At 37.1% G+C, this 19434-nt stretch carries 16 protein-coding genes; 10 read left to right on the top strand and 6 right to left on the bottom strand.

Annotated features, from left to right (window positions below; translation table 11 throughout):
* Positions 1-54 precede the first annotated feature (54 nt).
* Positions 55-1707: a long-chain-fatty-acid--CoA ligase FadD gene (fadD, locus tag CWB72_RS07125; protein ID WP_138630219.1), complete on the top strand. Its 1653-nt coding sequence runs from the start codon at positions 55-57 to the stop codon at positions 1705-1707.
* Positions 1708-1758: 51 nt separating this feature from the next.
* On the top strand, positions 1759-2886 hold the full coding sequence (rnd, locus tag CWB72_RS07120; protein ID WP_138630217.1) for a ribonuclease D: 1128 nt from the start codon (positions 1759-1761) through the stop codon (positions 2884-2886).
* Positions 2887-2939: 53 nt separating this feature from the next.
* On the opposite strand, the gene minE is transcribed toward rnd, so the two are convergent.
* From minE to minC, 3 genes are read right to left on the bottom strand one after another with little or no spacing between them, the layout of a single operon-like run.
* Positions 2940-3203 (bottom strand): cell division topological specificity factor MinE, encoded by a 264-nt coding sequence (gene minE, locus CWB72_RS07115; RefSeq protein WP_138630215.1) that lies wholly within the window; start codon positions 3201-3203, stop codon positions 2940-2942.
* A 1-nt stretch (position 3204) separates the two neighbouring features.
* Positions 3205-4014, bottom strand: a complete 810-nt coding sequence (gene minD, locus CWB72_RS07110; RefSeq protein WP_130254810.1) for a septum site-determining protein MinD — start codon at positions 4012-4014, stop codon at positions 3205-3207.
* 5 nt (positions 4015-4019) lie between these two features.
* Positions 4020-4718 carry a septum site-determining protein MinC gene (gene minC, locus CWB72_RS07105; RefSeq protein ID WP_138566555.1) on the bottom strand — a complete coding sequence of 233 codons (699 nt, stop codon included), beginning with the start codon at positions 4716-4718 and terminating at the stop codon, positions 4020-4022.
* 168 nt (positions 4719-4886) lie between these two features.
* Here minC and CWB72_RS07100 point away from each other — a divergent pair, with 168 nt between their 5' ends.
* On the top strand, positions 4887-5168 hold the full coding sequence (locus CWB72_RS07100; protein WP_130254808.1) for a YcgL domain-containing protein: 282 nt from the start codon (positions 4887-4889) through the stop codon (positions 5166-5168).
* Positions 5161-6177: a lytic murein transglycosylase gene (locus tag CWB72_RS07095; RefSeq protein WP_432760862.1), complete on the top strand. Its 1017-nt coding sequence runs from the start codon at positions 5161-5163 to the stop codon at positions 6175-6177. The genes CWB72_RS07100 and CWB72_RS07095 overlap by 8 nt, the downstream gene beginning before the upstream one ends.
* Positions 6178-6250: 73 nt before the next feature.
* On the opposite strand, the gene CWB72_RS07090 is transcribed toward CWB72_RS07095, so the two are convergent.
* Positions 6251-6793 (bottom strand): GbsR/MarR family transcriptional regulator, encoded by a 543-nt coding sequence (locus tag CWB72_RS07090; RefSeq protein ID WP_130254806.1) that lies wholly within the window; start codon positions 6791-6793, stop codon positions 6251-6253.
* A 141-nt stretch (positions 6794-6934) separates the two neighbouring features.
* A complete protein-coding gene (locus CWB72_RS07085) occupies positions 6935-8074 on the bottom strand; it encodes a Na/Pi symporter (RefSeq protein WP_130254805.1) in 1140 nt (379 codons plus the stop codon).
* A gap of 334 nt (positions 8075-8408) precedes the next feature.
* Between CWB72_RS07085 and CWB72_RS07080 the strand changes: the two genes are divergently transcribed.
* The 3 genes from CWB72_RS07080 (at position 8409) to CWB72_RS07070 (ending at position 12781) form a co-directional block, all read left to right on the top strand.
* Positions 8409-10313, top strand: coding sequence for a sensor histidine kinase (locus CWB72_RS07080; protein WP_171037237.1), 1905 nt, complete (start codon positions 8409-8411; stop codon positions 10311-10313).
* 82 nt (positions 10314-10395) lie between these two features.
* Positions 10396-12195: a DUF885 domain-containing protein gene (locus CWB72_RS07075; protein ID WP_138630210.1), complete on the top strand. Its 1800-nt coding sequence runs from the start codon at positions 10396-10398 to the stop codon at positions 12193-12195.
* 88 nt (positions 12196-12283) lie between these two features.
* Positions 12284-12781 (top strand): YcgN family cysteine cluster protein, encoded by a 498-nt coding sequence (locus tag CWB72_RS07070; protein WP_138566551.1) that lies wholly within the window; start codon positions 12284-12286, stop codon positions 12779-12781.
* 54 nt (positions 12782-12835) lie between these two features.
* Here the strand turns inward: CWB72_RS07070 and CWB72_RS07065 are convergent, their stop codons facing one another.
* A complete protein-coding gene (locus CWB72_RS07065) occupies positions 12836-14995 on the bottom strand; it encodes an ATP-binding protein (protein ID WP_252371507.1) in 2160 nt (719 codons plus the stop codon).
* 200 nt (positions 14996-15195) lie between these two features.
* Between CWB72_RS07065 and CWB72_RS07060 the strand changes: the two genes are divergently transcribed.
* The 3 genes from CWB72_RS07060 to CWB72_RS07050 all read left to right on the top strand — a co-directional run bounded on the left by CWB72_RS07060 (position 15196) and on the right by CWB72_RS07050 (position 19434).
* Positions 15196-17085, top strand: coding sequence for a methyl-accepting chemotaxis protein (locus tag CWB72_RS07060; RefSeq protein WP_138630206.1), 1890 nt, complete (start codon positions 15196-15198; stop codon positions 17083-17085).
* Positions 17086-17305: 220 nt separating this feature from the next.
* Positions 17306-18058, top strand: a complete 753-nt coding sequence (locus CWB72_RS07055) for a DUF3450 domain-containing protein (RefSeq protein WP_130254799.1) — start codon at positions 17306-17308, stop codon at positions 18056-18058.
* 11 nt (positions 18059-18069) lie between these two features.
* Positions 18070-19434, top strand: a complete 1365-nt coding sequence (locus CWB72_RS07050) for a MotA/TolQ/ExbB proton channel family protein (RefSeq protein WP_138630204.1) — start codon at positions 18070-18072, stop codon at positions 19432-19434.

Genomic DNA, 19434 nt, shown 5'->3' with positions numbered 1-19434 from the left:
CCTTAGATAGATTAAGGTTAATATTAAAATAAGAACGATAAACGAGGAGTTACTGTGGATAAAATTTGGTTAAAGCGTTACCCAAAAGGTATGCCTGAAACAATTGATCCAGAGCACTACAACTCACTGCTTGAATTATTTGACAAAAGTTTTACTGAGTACGCGTCTTTACCTGCGTACAGCAATATGTCAAAAACGATGACATATCAACAAGTTGATATTGCAACAAAAGCAGTTGCTAGCTATCTACAAAATACATTAGGGTTAGGTCGAGGCGATAAAGTTGCGGTGATGATGCCTAACTTATTGCAAACACCAATTAGTATTTTAGGTGTACTTCGTGCCGGTTGTACCGTAGTGAATGTAAACCCTTTATACACAGCGCGAGAATTAGAGCATCAGTTGAATGACTCTGAAACTAAAGCAATTTTCATCCTTGCAAACTTTGCTAATACGCTTGAAAGCGTGATTGGTAAGACAAACGTTAAACATGTTGTACTTACACAAATTGGCGACATGTTGGGCGGAGTTAAGAAGCATTTAGTTAACTTCGTGGTTAAGCGCGTGAAAAAGATGGTCCCGCCATTTTCATTACCAAATGCTATTCCTTTTAATGAAGTCGTTAGTGCTGATCCGAATGCGTATAAAGCACCAGATATTCATAGAGATGACTTAGCATTTTTGCAATATACGGGTGGTACTACTGGTGTATCTAAAGGTGCAATGCTTTCACATGGCAATATGGTGGGTAACCTAGAGCAAGTTTCGGGTTGTTTAGACAATGTACTAGACAAAGGAAAAGAAGTTGTTATTACGGCACTCCCGCTTTACCACATTTTCGCATTAACAGCGAACTGCTTAACATTTATGAAGTATGGTGGTCATAATATCCTGATCACTAACCCGCGTGATATGGCTGGTTTTGTTAAAGAGTTGGCTAAGTACCCGTTCACTGCTATCACAGGGGTTAATACTTTATTTAATGGCTTGTTGAATACACCTGGATTTTCTGATTTAGACTTTTCTAATTTGAAAATGTCGCTAGGTGGCGGTATGGCTGTTCAACGCCCTGTGGCAGAAAAGTGGCAAGCAGTTACCAAGAGCAAGCTAATGGAAGGCTATGGACTTACCGAGTGCGCACCACTTGTAACAATTTGTCCATATGATTTAGATGGTTACAATGGGTCAATCGGTTTGCCTGCACCGAGTACTGAACTTAAGATTATTCTAGAAAACGGTGATGAGGCACCGAAAGGTGAGGCCGGTGAGCTTTGCGTTAAAGGCCCGCAGGTGATGCAAGGTTATTACAACCGTCCAGAAGCTACTGCGCAATGTCTTAAAGATGGTTGGTTTGCGACAGGTGATATTGCGACTTACGATGATGAAGGTTTCTTCTATATCGTTGACCGTAAAAAAGATATGATCTTAGTGTCTGGTTTCAATGTGTTCCCTAACGAAATTGAAGAAATTGTTGCCATGCATGATGGTGTGCTTGAAGTTGCTTCCATTGGCGTACCGCATGAAATAAGTGGTGAACAAGTTAAAGTATTTGTCGTTAAAAAAGACCCATCTTTAACAGAAAAAGATATAATCAGTCATTGTCGAGATAATTTGACCAATTATAAAGTACCAAAACTAGTAGAGTTCCGTGACGAGTTACCAAAAACTAACGTCGGAAAAATTCTAAGGCGTGCTTTAAAAGATTGATAAAAACCGGCGAAAGCCGGTTTTTTTATAACCCAAGGCTTAGGAGTGAAAGTGCAGTACCAAGTCATTACAGAGCAACAACAATTAGATCAATTTGTAAAAGCGATTGGTGACGCCACTATGTTGGCATTAGATACAGAGTTCATGCGTCGTCGTACTTTATATCCTGAAGTTGCACTGATCCAAGTTTTCGACGGACAAAACTTAGCATTAATAGATCCATTAGCAGCGTTAGATTATTCTGCTTTTTGGGAAATTTTAAAATCAGCTGATGTATTAAAAATACTTCATTCACCGTCTGAAGACATTGAAGTGTTCAATAACTTCGCTGGTTTTGTACCAATGCCTATGTTCGATACTCAATTTGCTTTGCAATTATTAGGTGAAGGTAATTGTGTTGGTTTTGCAAATATGGTTAAGCAAATCCTTAAAATAGAGATTGATAAAAGTGAATCAAGGACAAACTGGTTACAGAGGCCATTGACAACGAAGCAATTAGATTATGCAGCCAGTGATGTGTTTTATTTGTTGCCTTGTTTCAATTATATTTACAAGCAAATCTCAGAAAAGGGTTTAACACATATTGTACTTGAAGAAAGCCAATTGGTTATTGAGAAACGTTCTTACGAATTACCAGATGAATTACTTTACCAAGATATTAAAAATGCGTGGCAACTTAAACCGCGAGATCTAGCTGCTTTACAAGTGCTTGCGCCGTGGAGAAGGAGTAAAGCTAAGAATAAAAATTTAGCTTTGAATTTTGTTTTAAAAGAACAAAATATGGTTGAGATAGCAAGGCGTCGGCCTACTAGCCTTTCTTCTTTGAGAAATATTCCTGGTGTAGAGGCGATGGAAGTAAATCGCTCTGGTAAAGAAATTCTAAACCTCATCGAGCAGGCGAAATCAGTCGATATAGAAGCTTGTCCTGAGAAATTACTTCGCTTGATTGATTACCCACAATACAAAAGAGCTGCAAAAGACATTGCAACTAAAATAAAGCAAGTTGCTTCGACCACAGAAATTCCTGCTGACGTATTTGCTTCAAAAAAACAAATTAATCAATTGATCAGTTGGAAATGGAAATACACTGATGAAGCAAGGAGTTTATTAATTAGGCCAGATCTACTTAAATCTTGGCGATGGGAGTTTTTAAAAGACGTTCTTGCTGAATGGCAATAGTTAAAGTTTGTCGATGAAAATAAAAAAGCCTAGGCATTGCCTAGGCTTTTTTATTAAGACTTTTCGTTATCAGGTAATGTAACGTTAAGTTCAAGAACTGCTAAATCATCTTCATTTTGTTCAAATTGGACGTTTACAGCATCAGAGTCGACCTTCACGTACTTTCTAATAACATCTAGAATATCTTGCTTTAACTGTGGCAAGTAATCAGGCGTGCCGCGTTTTGAGCGTTCATGTGCAACGATAATTTGAAGTCGCTCTTTAGCCAGCGAAGCGCTTGATTTCTTTTCTGAACGAAAATAATCGAGTAATGACATACTATCCTCCAAATATACGCTTGAATAAGCCTTTCTTCTCAACTTCTAAGAATCTGAAGTCAACGACTTCACCTAGTAAGCGATTAATTGCATCAGCGTAAGCTTGTCCAGCATCAGATTCATTATCTAGGATAACAGGTTGACCAGAGTTAGAGGCATTTAGCACTGCTGTTGATTCAGGGATCACGCCAAGAAGGTCAATAGCAAGGATTTCTTGTACATCTTCAACAGACAACATTTCACCCGCGTTTACACGTTCAGGGTTGTAGCGAGTAAGAAGAAGATGTTCTTTAACTGGATCTAACCCTTGCTCAGCACGACGTGACTTACTTTGTAAGATACCTAAAATACGATCTGAATCTCGTACAGACGAGACCTCTGGATTTGTAGTTACAATTGCTTCATCCGCAAAATATAGCGCCATCATAGCACCAGCTTCTATACCTGCAGGCGAATCGCATACAATATAGTCAAACTCTTCTTTTAACTCATCTAAAACTTTTTCAACGCCTTCCTTTGTCAGCGCATCTTTGTCACGTGTTTGTGATGCTGGAAGGATATAGAGTTTTTCAACGCGCTTATCTTTGATAAGTGCTTGATTTAAGTTTGCTTCGCCATTAATAACGTTCACAAAGTCATAAACGACTCTGCGTTCACAACCCATAATTAAATCAAGGTTTCTAAGGCCAATATCAAAGTCAATAATGGCTGTTTTGTATCCTTTGAGCGCAAGGCCTGTACCAATTGCTGCGCTAGAGGTAGTTTTACCTACACCACCTTTACCTGAAGTTACGACAATAATTTTTGCCATCTGAATTATCCTTTGACCAAAGCTGTTATTTCTAAAGATTCGTTACACTGTATTATTTGTGCTGGTTGTTCCCAATATTCACCTTGAAGTGATTCACTTAACCAATAGCTACCATTGATTGAAACTAACTCAGCTTTTAATTGTTGACAATAAATTGCCGCATCTTGTGCACCTGAAGCGCCTGCTATTGCACGGCCTCTCAAAGTGCCATAAATATGAATATTACCATCTGCAATCACTTCAGCGCCGTGACTTACTGCTCCAAGCACAATTAAGTCTCTGCCTTTGGCATAAATTTGTTGGCCTGAACGCACTGTTGTTTGAATAACTTGAGGTGGTAGATACACCTCTTTTTCTATAACCTCAGCTGAAGTATTAGATTTTGGCTTTTGCACGTCTTGACTATAGTTGAGCACTGACAAGCCAACTTCTTTAGCAGAAATGTTTTGTTGTTCAGAACCGTTACACACACCAACAGGGTTGAGTTGTAAAGTCGAAATTGCGTTACGCAGCTCAAGAAAATCAATTGTTTCATCTTGAACTTGCGAAAGATTAACTACGATAGGCGCACCCTGGAAAAATTTTGGCGCTTGTGAAATCTTTTCGTCTAGCTCTTTGCGTAATAGAGCCAAGTCGATAGTTAATAGATGTAATACAGAAAGAGTGAAAAGGTTGCCTTTCAACTCGAATGTTTGTTCAGACATATTACGCAGTTCTTATAATTATCAAGTTTATAAAATTAGAAAGAGAGAATATGAAGCATTGTACTATAGCTAGATTTAGGCTCAGCCGTTGCTCGCTAAACTTTCCAATTATATTTTTAGTCATGTTATAGTGCTGTCAAGATATAAGCAAGAATTTATAGGGTTATAATGCTAACTGCGGTATACAAAAGCTCAAAAAGAGCAGATACTTACCTTTACATAGAAAAACGTGATGATTTTAGCAAAATTCCTGAACCTCTAATGGGTATGTTTGGCACACCAATTTACGTCATGATGTTCGATTTATCTAAGAGAGAACGTTTAGGTGTTGCTGATATTGTTCTTGTTCAGTCTGAGTTAACTGAAAAAGGGTTTTATTTACAATTACCACCAAAAGAAGAGAACCTTTTGGATGAATTAAAAAAACAAAACGGAGTAGATAGTGTCTAAATTTGTTCTTCCTCTAGTAATCGCTTCGAGTTTATCATTTTCAGTCTTTGCTAATACGCAAGCAAAATTCGATGAATATGTTTCAAATTTGAAAGTTGAAGCGCTAGAAAAGGGTTATAGTCAGACCTTGATCGACGAAGCGTTTGCAACGGTTAAATTCAAAAAGAAAGTTATAAAAGCGGATAAAAACCAACCAGAAGTGGTTGAAACCCTAGAAACTTATTTACCAAAACGCGTGCCTCAATGGAAAGTTGATAGAGCCAGAAACCTATATTCAAAACATAAACCTGTTTTAGAAACGATCGCAAAAGAATATGGTGTACAAGCTAGATTCATCGTTGCCTTATGGGGACTTGAAAGTAACTTCGGTCGTATTCAAGGTGGCCACCCTGTTATTAGTTCTGTTGTTACACTCGCATTCGATGGCAGACGAGAGGCTTTGTACAAGCGTCAGCTTTGGGCTGCACTTGATATATTAAAAGATGGGCATATTAGTTTAGATAAATTTAAAGGCTCCTGGGCTGGGGCTATGGGTCAAACTCAGTTTATGCCAACTTCTTTTAATTCTTATGCCGTTGATTACGATGGTGACGGGCGAAAAGATATTTGGACGACTGAAGTTGATGCATTTGCTTCAATTGCTAATTATTTAAAACAAGCTGGTTGGAATGACAATCTGACTTGGGGTCGCCAAATCCAACTGCCTGAAAACTTTGACCATAAGTATGTCCTAAAACGAGGCACTAAGACGCGTAAACAATGGCTAGAATACTGGAAAGATTCAGAGCGTTCTTTAAGTGACTGGCAAGCTCTTGGTTTACGAAGAGCGGATGGTTCAGACTTACCTAAAGTTGATATTACAGCTGCGTTAGTTATGCCTGACGACATTAATGGTCGTATGTATTTAGCGTATGATAATTACAAAGCCCTAATGCATTGGAATCGTTCTTATTACTTTGCAACAAGCGTGGGATATTTGTCAGATAGAATTGGCTATCCAAAAATCTAGTACGATTATCATATAAAAAAGGCAGCTTCATAGCTGCCTTTTTTGATTGGGCTTAATGCCTGCAAGTGTGAAATTATTTCTTTAAAAGCTTATCTTTTAAATCTATTACTTTACTGACCGAAGAGCCTAGCTTCATGAGAGTCTGTAATTGCTCAGGTGAGAGTCTTTGCAATTCGGCTGACCATTTAGTAACCGTCTCTAATAAGTCATGGATCTGCTGCATCTGCTCTTGCGCATAAGCTTCTTCATTAGACTGAGCCGGTTCTATAATCGAATCTCTAAGCAAAGTAAGTGTCGGATCGATTTCTCTCTTTCTTCGTTCTTCAAAAACTTTATTTGCTAAATCCCAAATAGAGCCATTTGGTGAATAGTATTCTTTCCTATCACCAGGGACATGAATGACTTTAACCAGTTGCCATGATTGTAGTTCTTTGATGCCCATACTGACATTACCACGGCTTATTCTAAGTGCTTCAGCAATCTCATTTGCACTTAGAGGCTGCTCACTGATAACCAACAGACCAACCATTTGACCAATCGTTCTGTTAAAACCCCAACGGCTACCCATTTCACCACAGTGCAATACAAAGTTTTCTAATTTCTGAGATAAAATCATTTTTAAAGTTTCAATATAATTTGAAAATCAATTTAGACTTAGCAGGATTTAATTGCAAGGAAATTATTGAATAAATATGAAGGAGATCAATAAAAACAAAAAAGAGGAGCAGGGCTCCTCTTTCATTTTTACTTCAGTATATTATCTTACTGCGAACATGATTAGTCCAGGTAGTACGAAGAATGAACCTAGTACATAGCCTAACGCTGCAGGTTTATTTTCAGCGCCAATTTTTGCAAGCTTGTCAGCAAGCTGTAATGGAATCTCACGTAGTAAAGGCATACCATAGATTAGGGCTACTGCAAATACATTAAACATTACATGAACTAGGGCAATAGTGAGTGCCACTTCTGCTGCTGGACCTGTGATAGATGTAGCTGCAAGTAGTGCTGTGATGGTAGTACCAATATTAGCACCTAACGTGAATGGGTAAATTTGACGAGTTGTGAACACACCGCTACCTGCTAGTGGAATCATTAAGCTAGTAGTGGTTGAAGATGATTGAACCATTACTGTAACTGCAGCACCTGAGCTGATACCTGCTATTGGTCCACGACCGATGGCTCCGTGAAGTAAATCTTTTGCTTTGCCAACAAGAGCTGTTTTCAGTAACTTACCAAGCGTAGTTACAGCAAATAGAATCATTGCAATACCGATAACTACCATTGCAATACCTACAGCTTTGCCATCTAAGAAGCTAACTGCGTCTTTCACTAAACCTACAGCAGGTTTTACTAGTGGCTTGATGAAGTTGTAGCTTTTAAGTGAAAGGTCTGCATCACCAACAAATAAATGTGCCAGGCTAGATGCAAATTTCTCTAACAAGCCGAACATGATCTCAAGTGGTAAGAAGATTAATACCGCAAGAAGATTAAAGAAGTCATGAACTGTTGATGCTGAAAATGCGCGTTGGAATTCTTCTTTAGAACGAATATGACCAATAGAAACTAATGTATTAGTAATTGTAGTACCAATGTTTGCACCCATGACCATTGGAATTGCAATACTGATAGGCAATCCACCAGCTACTAAACCTACAATCACAGATGTTACAGTTGAAGATGATTGAACCAGTGCTGTTGCAAGTGCACCAAGTAATAAGGCAACAAATGGGTTGGTTGCGAATGAGAAAATCTCTCTAGCACCAGCACTACCGCCAGATGCTAATTTAAAACCACCACTGACTGTACCAACGGCAACTAATACCAAATAAACTAAGAAAGCAATTGCTGCCCAGTTTAAGATTTTATTGAAAAGTGTTTGCTGATTAGAAGCACTCATAATGTTCTCGTTTTGTTTATGCCTTATATGGCATTTTCATGAAGTTTTTGTTTCAGGCGGCATTAAAACAGAGAAATATTACAGAAATATTTCATCTTGGTGATTGTGTAATCATTCAAGTGTTTAATGACATTAAATTAATTGAGAACATTATAGAAACAGATAGTTACAGATTTATGATTTTACATTCATTTACAATCTGATTAGTGTGTAATCTGATACAATCCATATTTGATCCATAGTTGGTTCATAAATTGTAAATCTAAATTATTCTTATTGATTGGCAGTGATGCGGCATATCTTTTATAAACTCTCTTTTTTTATCGTAGGCTTAATGACACTGCAAGTGTATGCTGCGCAATTGTCTTTAGATAACGACACTGCTGTTCACGATTTGAAACTATATGGGGAGGTGTATTTTAACTACAAAAATGTGCCCGTTTCGCGGTCACTGGTAAAAGACAAAGAAATTTGGCACAAAGCAGATTCAATCAAGCAAAAACCTCAAATAACACCTTATAGTAAATTACTAAAACTAGATGTCAGTAATACTTCGAAGGAACAAACTTGGTATATCTCTTTTGGTTATGCAAGACTTCCTTTATTAAGAATATATGAAATATCAACTGGTTCGGTTTCAAAGGTTTTTGAGTTACAACCTAATCATAATTACTTTGATAGAAAGATAGACGACCCGCAATTATATGTACCTATAAAGCTAGACCAAAGCTCCACAAAAACCTTGTTAATTGAGTATCAAACATTTGCAAACGCACCAGCAAATATAAGATTACATAATTATTCACATTATCTAACGACATCTCAGCAAAGCACAATGGTTAATGGCGCTATTTCAGGAATAGTCTTTGCAATACTTCTTATTATATTAGTTAACTTATTTTTTAACCCTAATAAAACCAATGTGTTTTATGCGCTATGGACTTTTACATTCTTTATGATTGTCGTTGATATGGCAGGGTTCACATCAAAATATATCTGGCCGCACCTAGGCGCTGAATCAAGTAAGTTTTCGATATTCTTAATGACCACAGTCCCGATTTTACATATCTTGTTTCTTAAGAGCTTTTTGCAATTGCAAAGGTATCATAAAAAGTTAAATATAACTTACAAGGTTGTATTAGCTTTATACATTTTATTAATTCCTCTCTCTTTATGGTTAAATACTGTTTTCTTCAATTTGGTATTAAGCTCACTGATTATCCCGCTTTTTTTGTATACTGTTTCTTGGTCTTGGAATCAAAAAGCGCCAGGTATACGCGTGTTTTCATTAAGCCTATTCAATCATGTTTTATTCGTAAATATTTTTACGATTGTCGGTGCGAGTTTCGGTAATATTTTTCCCAATTTTGCAATCGCTGATTATATAAAAGTAGGCTATCTATTAGAGGTATGCTTGTTTACCATCGCATTAGCTATACAAAATAAATCTTTGCAAAATCAGTTCGTTTCATATTTACAAGAGCAAGTCGGCTCATTACAAGAAAATTTGTCAGAAGAAAAACTTCAACATGTATCAAACATCAATGAAGTTAAAATAAAAGAAGAACAATTGTTCGCAGATTTGTCTCATGAGTTGAGAACGCCATTAACGGTAATGAAAATACAAGTTGAATCTTTACAGCATAATATTGTTGATAATGTACATTTAAGTTATGGAAAATTGATGAATAAAATTGATGAACTTAACGGTTTCATTGATAACTTAATGAAAGTAACACCTAGTGGTGAAGTTTATAAAAATCCAAATATTAAAACTGTGAACATTAAAGGGCTATTATCATCAATAAAATCAATTCATGATAGCAGCAATACGTTATCTATAACGACACCTGATGTGATGACTTATGATGTTAGAGAACAAATGCGTTGTTTTGATTATGACCAAGAAGGATTCAAAATAGTTCTAGAAGAATGCTATCAAAATGCTTCAAGTCATGGCGGGGCTCAAGTAGCAGTTTCCGTGCATGTAGATAATGAAGAAGATGAAGTCGTAATAAGTATTGATAACTCAGGAAGTACCATTAATGAAGAAGATTTTAATCGTATATTTAGTCCTTTAGTTAGGTTAGATGGATCACGACAAAATGGACAAAGTCATAATGGAATGGGCCTGAGCCTATGTAAAAAAATAATAGAATCAAGTAATGGTCAAATATTTGCCGCTAATAGCAAGCTTGGAGGCTTAGCCATTCATGTTATCTTTCCATTGAAGGCTTAGACTTTTTATTACTCATGAAAATTATTCTGGTTTTTCTTATAAGGTCTGGCAAACTGAGTCAAACACCTTTAAAGGATAAACTATGTTTAAATACTCAATCCTAACTGCAACTGTACTGTTATCCCTTGCTGGTTGTGCCACTACTGGTGAACCTCAACAAACTCAAGCTGTATCCCAAGAAATTAATCATAATGACAAAGTAAACTTACTTAGTGAAGAGTACTTTAATAGTATGGTTGCACTTAGCCCGACCTCAGGTACTTTTATAGGCAAACAAGACGTTAATGATAAATTTGACTCTGCAACTACACCTGAAAGTCTTAATAATACATATAGTTTATTAACTTCATTTGAAGATAAGTTACTCCAGATAGATAGTAGTAAATTGGCTGGTCAAGCTTTGTTAAGTTATGAAATTTTAAAGCGTGATTTGGCTTTCTCTAAGCGTGGTTTCGAGTTCCCTAGCTATATGATGCCAATTAACCAAATGTCTGGTTTACATAATGTCTTTGCTGGTCTTGGCTCAGGCCAGAGTGCGCAGCCATTTAATACAATTGAAGATTATAAGAATTTTGTTAGTCGTGCTGATGGCTTTATACAATGGTTAGAAGGTATAGAATCTAACATGCGCAAAGGTATCGAAAATAATGTGGTTTTGCCAAAAGCATTAACAGAAAAACTCATTCCTCAATTTTCTGCTCATATAGTTAAAGATGAAACTCAATCAGTATTTTGGGGGCCTATAAACAGTTTTCCTGAATCATTATCAGATCAACAAAAGCAGTCTATAACTGCGAGTTACAAAGTCATGATCTTAGATAGACTCGTTCCTGCGTATAGCAAAATGACAAAATTCTTAAAAGAAGAATATTTGCCAAATAGTCGGGAAACATTTGGTTATAGCGATTTACCTAACGGTAAAGCTTGGTATGAATATCAAATCGCTACACATACTACTTTAGATATGAATGCAGAAGAAATTCATAAAATTGGACTAAGTGAAGTTTCTCGTATTAGAAACGAAATGGAGTGGGTAAAAGAGCAGTTAAATTTTGAAGGTGATTTACAAGCCTTTTTTGAGTTTTTAAGAGAAGATGAGCAGTTTTATTTTAAATCGGCAGACGAGTTAATTAATGCCTACGTGGAAGTAAAAGAAAAAATTGATGCTCGAGTTCCTCTTCTTTTTGATATAGCACCTAAAGCGGATTATGAAGTTAAATTAGTAGAGGCATTTAGAGCTCAATCTGCTGCAGGCGCGTCATATGCTTCTCCAGCACCCGACGGTAGCCGTCCAGGCATATTCTATATCAATGCACATAACTTAAAAGCTCAACCAAAATTTTTAGTAGAGACTTTGTCAATCCATGAGGCAGCTCCTGGACACCATTTCCAAATTGCTTTGCAACAAGAGGTCGAAGGGTTACCTAGTTTTAGGAAGTTTGGTGGCTATACAGTTTTCTCAGAGGGCTGGGCTCTTTACGCTGAGAGCTTAGGTAAAGAGCTCGGATTATTCACAGATCCTCTAATGTGGTATGGCCGCCTTGTTGATGAGCAGTTAAGAGCAATGAGGCTTGTTGTTGATACGGGACTCCATGCAAAGGGTTGGTCTAGAGAAAAAGCAATTCAGTTTATGTTAGAAAACTCTTCAATGGCCGAATCTGATGTGACTGCAGAAGTAGAGAGGTATATAGGCTGGCCTGGTCAGGCAGTTTCTTACAAAGTTGGTCAGTTTAAAATTCAGGAATTAAGAGATTACTGCGAGGAAAAGCTTGGTAAAAAGTTTGATATTAAAGCGTTTCATACACAGATCTTGATTGACGGCGCATTACCAATGCCAATTTTAGAGAGTAAAATTAAAAAGTGGGTTGAAGTTCAGCTTTAATCCCACCTAAAGGCCAATTTGAGTTGGCCTTTGCTTGTTATGTTCCCTTCAAGTAAAATTTAGCTGTTAGCAGTAATTTGAGAAAATAATGGGCGCAGAACAATTTTGGCAAACTAAATCGCTTGAGCAAATGAATGATCAAGAGTGGGAAAGCATTTGTGATGGTTGTGGTAAGTGTTGTCTACATTCTTTTATAGACAGTGATGAAGAGGACTTTTCAAGTACCGATCACCTACGAGAGGGAGAAACACTTATATATTCAAGTTTAGTTTGTCAGTTCATAGATGAGCAGACTTGTGCATGTACACGTTATGCAGAAAGACAAACGCTCGTACCTTCGTGTGTCAAACTTACTAAAGACAACCTGAAAGATATTTTTTTCATGCCGAACAGTTGTAGTTATAGGCGTCTTTATGAGGGCAGGGGGTTAGCTAGCTGGCACCCATTACTTAATCAAGGAAAAAAAATTAAAATGAATGAACTAGGTATTAGTATTCAAGGACGAGTCACTAAAGACAATACTGTTGATATTGAAGAAGATTTTGAAGACTACATTGTAGATTGGCCAGAATTTGATTGTGATTAATTCAAATTCAGTAAAAAGCTAGCTCTCTTTTGTCTAGCTTTTACTTTTCATAATTTATTTTAGCGGTAAATCAACCTCTATTTTCAATCCACCTAATTCGCTCTGTGATGCATTAATCTCACCCTGGTGTAAGTCAACAATTTGCCTAACAATGGATAATCCTATGCCATGACCTGGCGTTTCTGTGTTCGACATATTTGGAACACGAAATAGATGATCAAAAATTTGCCCTAAATGCTCTTTAGGAACAGATGGCGCACTATCTTGTACAGTTATCTTAAAATACCGCTCACATGCCGCAAAATGAACGTCAATCTTACCATCCTTATATGTGTATTTTTTTGCATTGCTATATAAATTTGCAATTAATTGTTTGACCCGAAATGGATCTATGTGAGCGAAAGTTTCGTTAAATTCATTACTCCCAACTGTCAGTTTTTGTTCTGAAGTCTGAGTCGCCAACTCATCATGAATATCGCTAACAAACTTGTTTAAATCTGTTTCTTGAGTCGTTAATGTAAAATTCGCAGTTTCAAGTTTAGCAAGACCTGCTAAGTCTTTAACTAAGTAGTTTAGATCTGTTAGCTTTTCACTAATTTTAGAAAGGTTTTCAGGTTTACACTCGATGATTTCATGTTGCATCGCTTCAATATGTAAGCTTGCAATGGTAACTGGGTTACTCAGGTCGTGTGCTATTTGCGAGAATAATTGGTTTCTCTGTTCAAGTAGTTTATTGAGATGCAGTCTTTGTTGTTGCTCTAAAACACGATTTTGTCTTATTTTAATGTAAATAATCAGCGTAAAGGAGACGAATACAACAAATAGAATGATGAATACCATTTGTTGATTTTGTTGCTGTGCTAACGCATTACTGATTAACAGGTTTTCTTGCTCTTTTTCAGCAAGTTTTTGTTCTTTTTCTTTTGCTTCAATCGTATTTTTTAAAAACGCTAATCTATTTGCATAATTTTCTCTATGCGCAATAGATTGTAATTCAAGTAACTTATTTTGAATCAAATATGCGTTTTCAAATTTTTTCATTTTAGAGTAAGCACGATGCATGATACTAAGGCTTGTTTGCCTTCTGCCTTTCAATGTTTCCAGATCACCAATTTCGAATGCTTGTTTAGCATAGCTGAGTGCTTTATTTGGATTATCAATTGCTAGATTTAACTCACCAAGGTGATTCCAAACAGAGGTTTTTAGATGGTAGTCTTTTTCGGTTTTTTTCAAGAAGCTTAAATTACTCTCCTCAAGTGAAAGTGCTTTTTCTAAATTACCTTTTCCAGCATAGTTTAATGCCATGTTGTGTGTTGACCATGCGACATTCCGTCTATTACCTATAGAATCAAAAACATCTATTGCTTCTTTAGCGTGTTTAATTCCAACATCATACATTCGTATCTTATAGGCTTGTTTAGATAATTTACTTAGGCTGTGAGCTATGTCTTGTTTGTTGTCTGTTTTTCTGTCTAATGCGAGTGCTTCGTGAAATTTTTTGTAGGAAAGTTGATGTTCACCAATCTTGTTGTAAGAGTCGGCTATACCATACAGAGTACTGGCCATTCTGTTATCAGACACTTCGAGAGTGGTGATAATTTGGTAGCCTTTTAACTTGTACTCTAATGCCGTTTGAAAGTCACCTAAATGATCATAAGCACGACCATAAAAGTAATAGATGGAAGATAGATTCTTTTTACTAAATTTTTCTTTGTTGTTTTTGTGATAAGCGCGAACAATATCAAGTCCTTTTTGATAATTACTTGTTCTAAGCTCTATTGATGCTTGCCTTGAAATTGCACCAGTTAAAAGTTCTATGCTATCTGATTTTCTGAAGTGATTTATCGCATTTTTAATGGTCTCACGTGCAATATCATACTCATCATTGTGATACTGAATGTCTGCTAACTTTTTAAATAAACGTGCTCTATTTATATGGCTATATTCATAGGTAGGAAAATCAAGTTCATCTTGAAGTATTTTTTTTGCTTCATCAATTTGACCCATATTACTAAGTACATCTGTGAATGAAACATAGTATTCGCATGCCGCAATTTGATCTGTCAGGCTTGCAGTATCAATCTGCCCAAAAGATCTTAGTTTTAGCTCATTATTTGGTAGCTTTTGAATTGCTTTAAGTTCAGCAATATTTGTAGCGTTTGCTTGTGAAGTTAAGAAAGCTAGGAAACAAAACAACCATAGCCTTGAGAGCATAGACACTCTAGTTCGCTCCTTGCAAAAGATTGCGTATTTTACTTATTTGTACTTAAGCTGCAATTGCAAAATATACATGTTCTATACTAAATGAGCTCAAGATTTATGAAATTCTGTCGATTATTTAGAGCGTAACACTAAAAAATTTGTTAAAAAAGAGTTGCAAAGGTTTAGTTCATATAAAAATAAGTAGGATCTCCATGCTCCAATCATTACGTTTTTCTACCAAAGTAACAGCCGCGGCGTCTTTGGTTTTAGTGATCATCCTAGGGCTTTTCACTATCAATAACTTCATTGTTATGAGAGCCCAAACACAAGAACAACTTACCGCTGTTTTGCATGAAATATCAAATTCAGTGTCACAAAATATCGCCAACTGGCTTAACGATAGGCTCAAAATTGTTGAATCAGTCGCAAAAGGCCACAAACAGACAGACACAGAAGCACAAATATTGAGACGTCTTACAACCGCAGATATTGCAGGCGAATTCAAAAATACTTATATAGGAATGCCTGATGGCACATTCGTTTTGGATGACCCTTCTATTCAGTTACCAGCAGATTATGATGCGACAACAAGGCCATGGTATAAACTAGCTGAACAAAAGCGCTCTACAGCATTCACCACGCCATATATAGATGTAACAACTAATGAGTTAACTATCTCAGCTGTAGTGCCATTATTTGAAAGTGGCCGATTAAGCGCTGTTGCTGGTGGTGATATTGATATGGCCACCATCACAGACATTATTAACGAAATTGACTTTTTAGGTTTTGGTTACGGCTTCTTACTCGATAGCGAAGGTCGCATTTTATCGCACCCAAATACTTCATTGAATGATAAGCCTATGAGCGATTTATTCGGTCAAAGATTAACATTACAAAGTGAATTCATTGAACTAGAGCTAGACGGTGTTGAAAAAATTGTGTCATTTGTGCCTATGCAGGGAATTAATAATGTCAATTGGTATCTAGGTGTCGTTATAAACAAAGAAATTGCTTACTCCTCAGTTTCTTCATTCAGAAATATGGCGCTTATTTATTTAGCCATTGGTGTACTAGCCATTGTTATTATGCTTCAAGTGTTACTTAAATACTTGATGAAACCAGTAAGAGACCTCAATGATGCCATTAAAGATATCGCCCAAGGCGAAGGAGATCTCACTCAAAGGTTAACTAGTACAAGTCAAGATGAATTTGGTGATCTATCTACTCAGTTTAATATTTTCGTTGATAAGATCCATGAATCGATTAAGCAAGTAAGAGCATCTACTCTCACTTTGCAACAATCTATAACGAGCATGAACGATCAAGCCCACCAAGCTTTGGAGTTATATCATGATCAAACAAAGAGAACTGACAGTGTTGCAACTGCGATTAATGAGTTGTCATCTAGTGCACAAGAAATAAGCAGTAATGCTCACAATGCATCTGAATTAGCTTCTGAAGCAAATAGTATGAGTGCTGATAGTCAAGATGTTCTTAATTCAAATATATCTGGGATTTCTTCACTAAGCGATAAAATGGCTAGGGCGCAAGATACAGTAACTAGCCTAGACCAACACTCAGCAAGTATCGGGCAAGTATTAGAAGTTATAAAAGGTGTAAGTGAGCAAACTAATTTATTAGCACTCAATGCTGCTATTGAGGCCGCTCGTGCAGGTGAAGCAGGACGAGGCTTTGCGGTCGTAGCTGATGAAGTCAGACAGCTTGCACAGCGTACTCAGGAATCAACTCAGGAGATTGAAAATACAATTTCTGAACTACAACAAGGTTCGACTTCCGCTGTATCTGTGATGAATGAAGCTTTAAAAGATTCATCAGAAAGTGCTTCTAAAGCAACTACTGCAGGAGAAAAGATGCAATCTGTAACTGCAGCGATAGAGGCCATTGATGGTGTTAATCACGCTGTAGCGAGTGCAACACAACAGCAAAATGATGTGATCCATAATTTAGATGCTGATATTCATCACATTAGTGATATTAGTAATCAAGGTGTAGATAATCTAAATCGTACTTTAGAAGAGTGCAAAATGTTACAAGAGCAATTCCGCACATTGGAAAGTATGCTTCTTAAATTTAAAGTCTAGAGAATTCATATTTATAATATCTAAAGTATAAAGCTCCGTGTGGGCTTTATAATCTCCAATAATTTTTTATAACCCTCATTATAAAAACTATAATCTTTTTTCTTGATATAACTACCTATATTACAGTTGTAATAAAATTGTATTTTTTGCGCAACACCACTGTCATTTTACCTATTTAAACTGCACGCAATTTCATAACAATCAATCTAAGGTGTATGCGATGAAGTGCATTAACCCTCTGCTTCTTGCAGGTGTTTTAGCAACAGCAACTGGTGTTCACGCCAATTCTTTAAATCCTGTTGTTGAAAAAAGTGCAGCGATTAATGACTCTGCTTTAAAAACTCAGGGAAAAATTGACTCTATTTCTGACTCTATGCAGTCGAAATTGCAACAATTCAAAACATTAAATAAAGAAATTGATGGTTTGATGGTTTACAACAGTCAATTAGATAAACAAATTCAAAACCAATTAGCAGAGATGGCTGACATCAATGCATCAATGGACCAAGTGTCAGTTATTGAGCGCCAAATCACCCCGTTAATGCTTAACATGATCACAGGTCTTGAGCAATTCGTTGCCTTAGATGTGCCTTTCCTTTTAGAAGAGCGTAAGCAGCGTGTTTCAAAGCTTCGTGAAATGATGGAACGTGCTGATGTGACATCAAGTGAAAAATTCCGCCGTGTACTTGAAGCTTATCAAGTTGAAGTTGAATACGGTCGCACCATTGAAGCTTACCCAGCACTTATTAACGTTGCAGGTCAAGAGCGCGAAGTCGATTTCTTACGAATCGGTCGTCTTGAACTGATGTATGTCACTAAAGATGGAAAAGTGGCGGGTATTTGGGAAAAAGAAACAAAACAATTCAAAGAATTACCAGATACAAATATCAGTCAAATCAACAAAGCACTACGCATTGCACGTAAGCAACTTGCCCCTGATATGTTAACGCTACCAATTAACGCTGCGAAATAAGAGGTCTTAAAATGAAACTTTTAAAGAAATTTAGTCAAGCTGCGATTTTAGCGACGACTTTTGGTTTGTCTGGCGCAGCGATGGCTGATGAAATTAATTTAGATACGTTACTTAAAACGTTAGAGCAAGGGCAAGTTGCTCAAACTGCTGAAAACAAAGCAAGAGAAGCTGAATTTGTTACAAAACGAAATGAGCAAGATGCAGCACTACGTAAGCTAACTTCGGATAGAAATTCTCAATTAGCACGCTCCGAACGTTTAGAAACGTCATTTGAAGAAAATGAAATCAAGCTTCAAAACCTGTCAGATACCTTGAGCAAACGCATGGGTACTTTGAAGGAGTTATTTGGTGTGCTTCAGCAAGTATCAGGCGATGCTAGCAATAAATTCCAAACGTCTGTAGTTTCAGCTGAAATTTCAGGTCGTAGCGCGTTCATGGATGAAATGGCTGCAAAGATGGGTTCAAGCTCAAAACTTGCTTCAATTGAAGACATCGAAAAGGTTTGGTTTGAACTACAACGTGAAATGACTGAGCAGGGTAAGGTTTCTCGTTACAACGCAGAAGTTATTGTTGCTGGTGGTGAGAAAGTAAATAAGGAAGTTTTACGTGTTGGTGCATTCAACTTAATTGCTGATGGAAAATATTTAACTTTCAACCCTGTCACAAACACAATTTCAGAACTAACAAGACAACCGGTTGCACGTTATCAGACTTCAGCGGCTGATTTACAAGCGGCAAATAGCGGTGTAGTTGATTTTGCACTAGACCCTACTGGCGGTTCTATTTTAGGCCTATTAGTTCAAGCGCCGAATACAGAAGAGCAGGTTCATCAAGGTGGCTCTGTGGGTTACGTGATTTTAGCAACTGGTGTTATTGCTTTACTTATCGCACTTGAACGCTTCATTAGTTTAATGCTGATGAGTGCTAAAATTCGTCGTCAACTTAAAGACACAACACCGCGTGAAGATAACCCACTTGGCCGTGTGATGAAGGTTAAAGAGCAGTACCCTGATGTTGCTTACGACACGTTAGAGCTGAAGCTAAGTGAAGCAATCCTTCGTGAAATGCCAAAGATTACTCGTAATCTAACTCTGATTAAGATTATCTCAGTTGTAGCACCTCTTTTAGGTCTACTAGGTACAGTAACGGGTATGATTAACACCTTCCAAGCAATCACGTTATTCGGTACTGGTGACCCTAAGTTGATGGCGGGCGGTATTTCGCAGGCACTTGTTACAACCGTACTGGGCCTAGTTGTTGCTATTCCAACCGTATTCTTGTACACGCTTTTAAATACGCGTTCACGTAACTTGTTACTTATTTTGCAAGAACAAAGCGCAGGCATTATTGCTGAGCGTAGCGAGAAAGGAGCGTAA

The sequence above is a fragment of the Pseudoalteromonas phenolica genome, assembly GCF_005886345.1.
Classification (GTDB): Bacteria; Pseudomonadota; Gammaproteobacteria; order Enterobacterales; family Alteromonadaceae; genus Pseudoalteromonas; species Pseudoalteromonas phenolica_A.
Note: the sequence above shows the minus strand (reverse complement) of the source record. Positions and strands in the feature narration are given on the sequence as shown.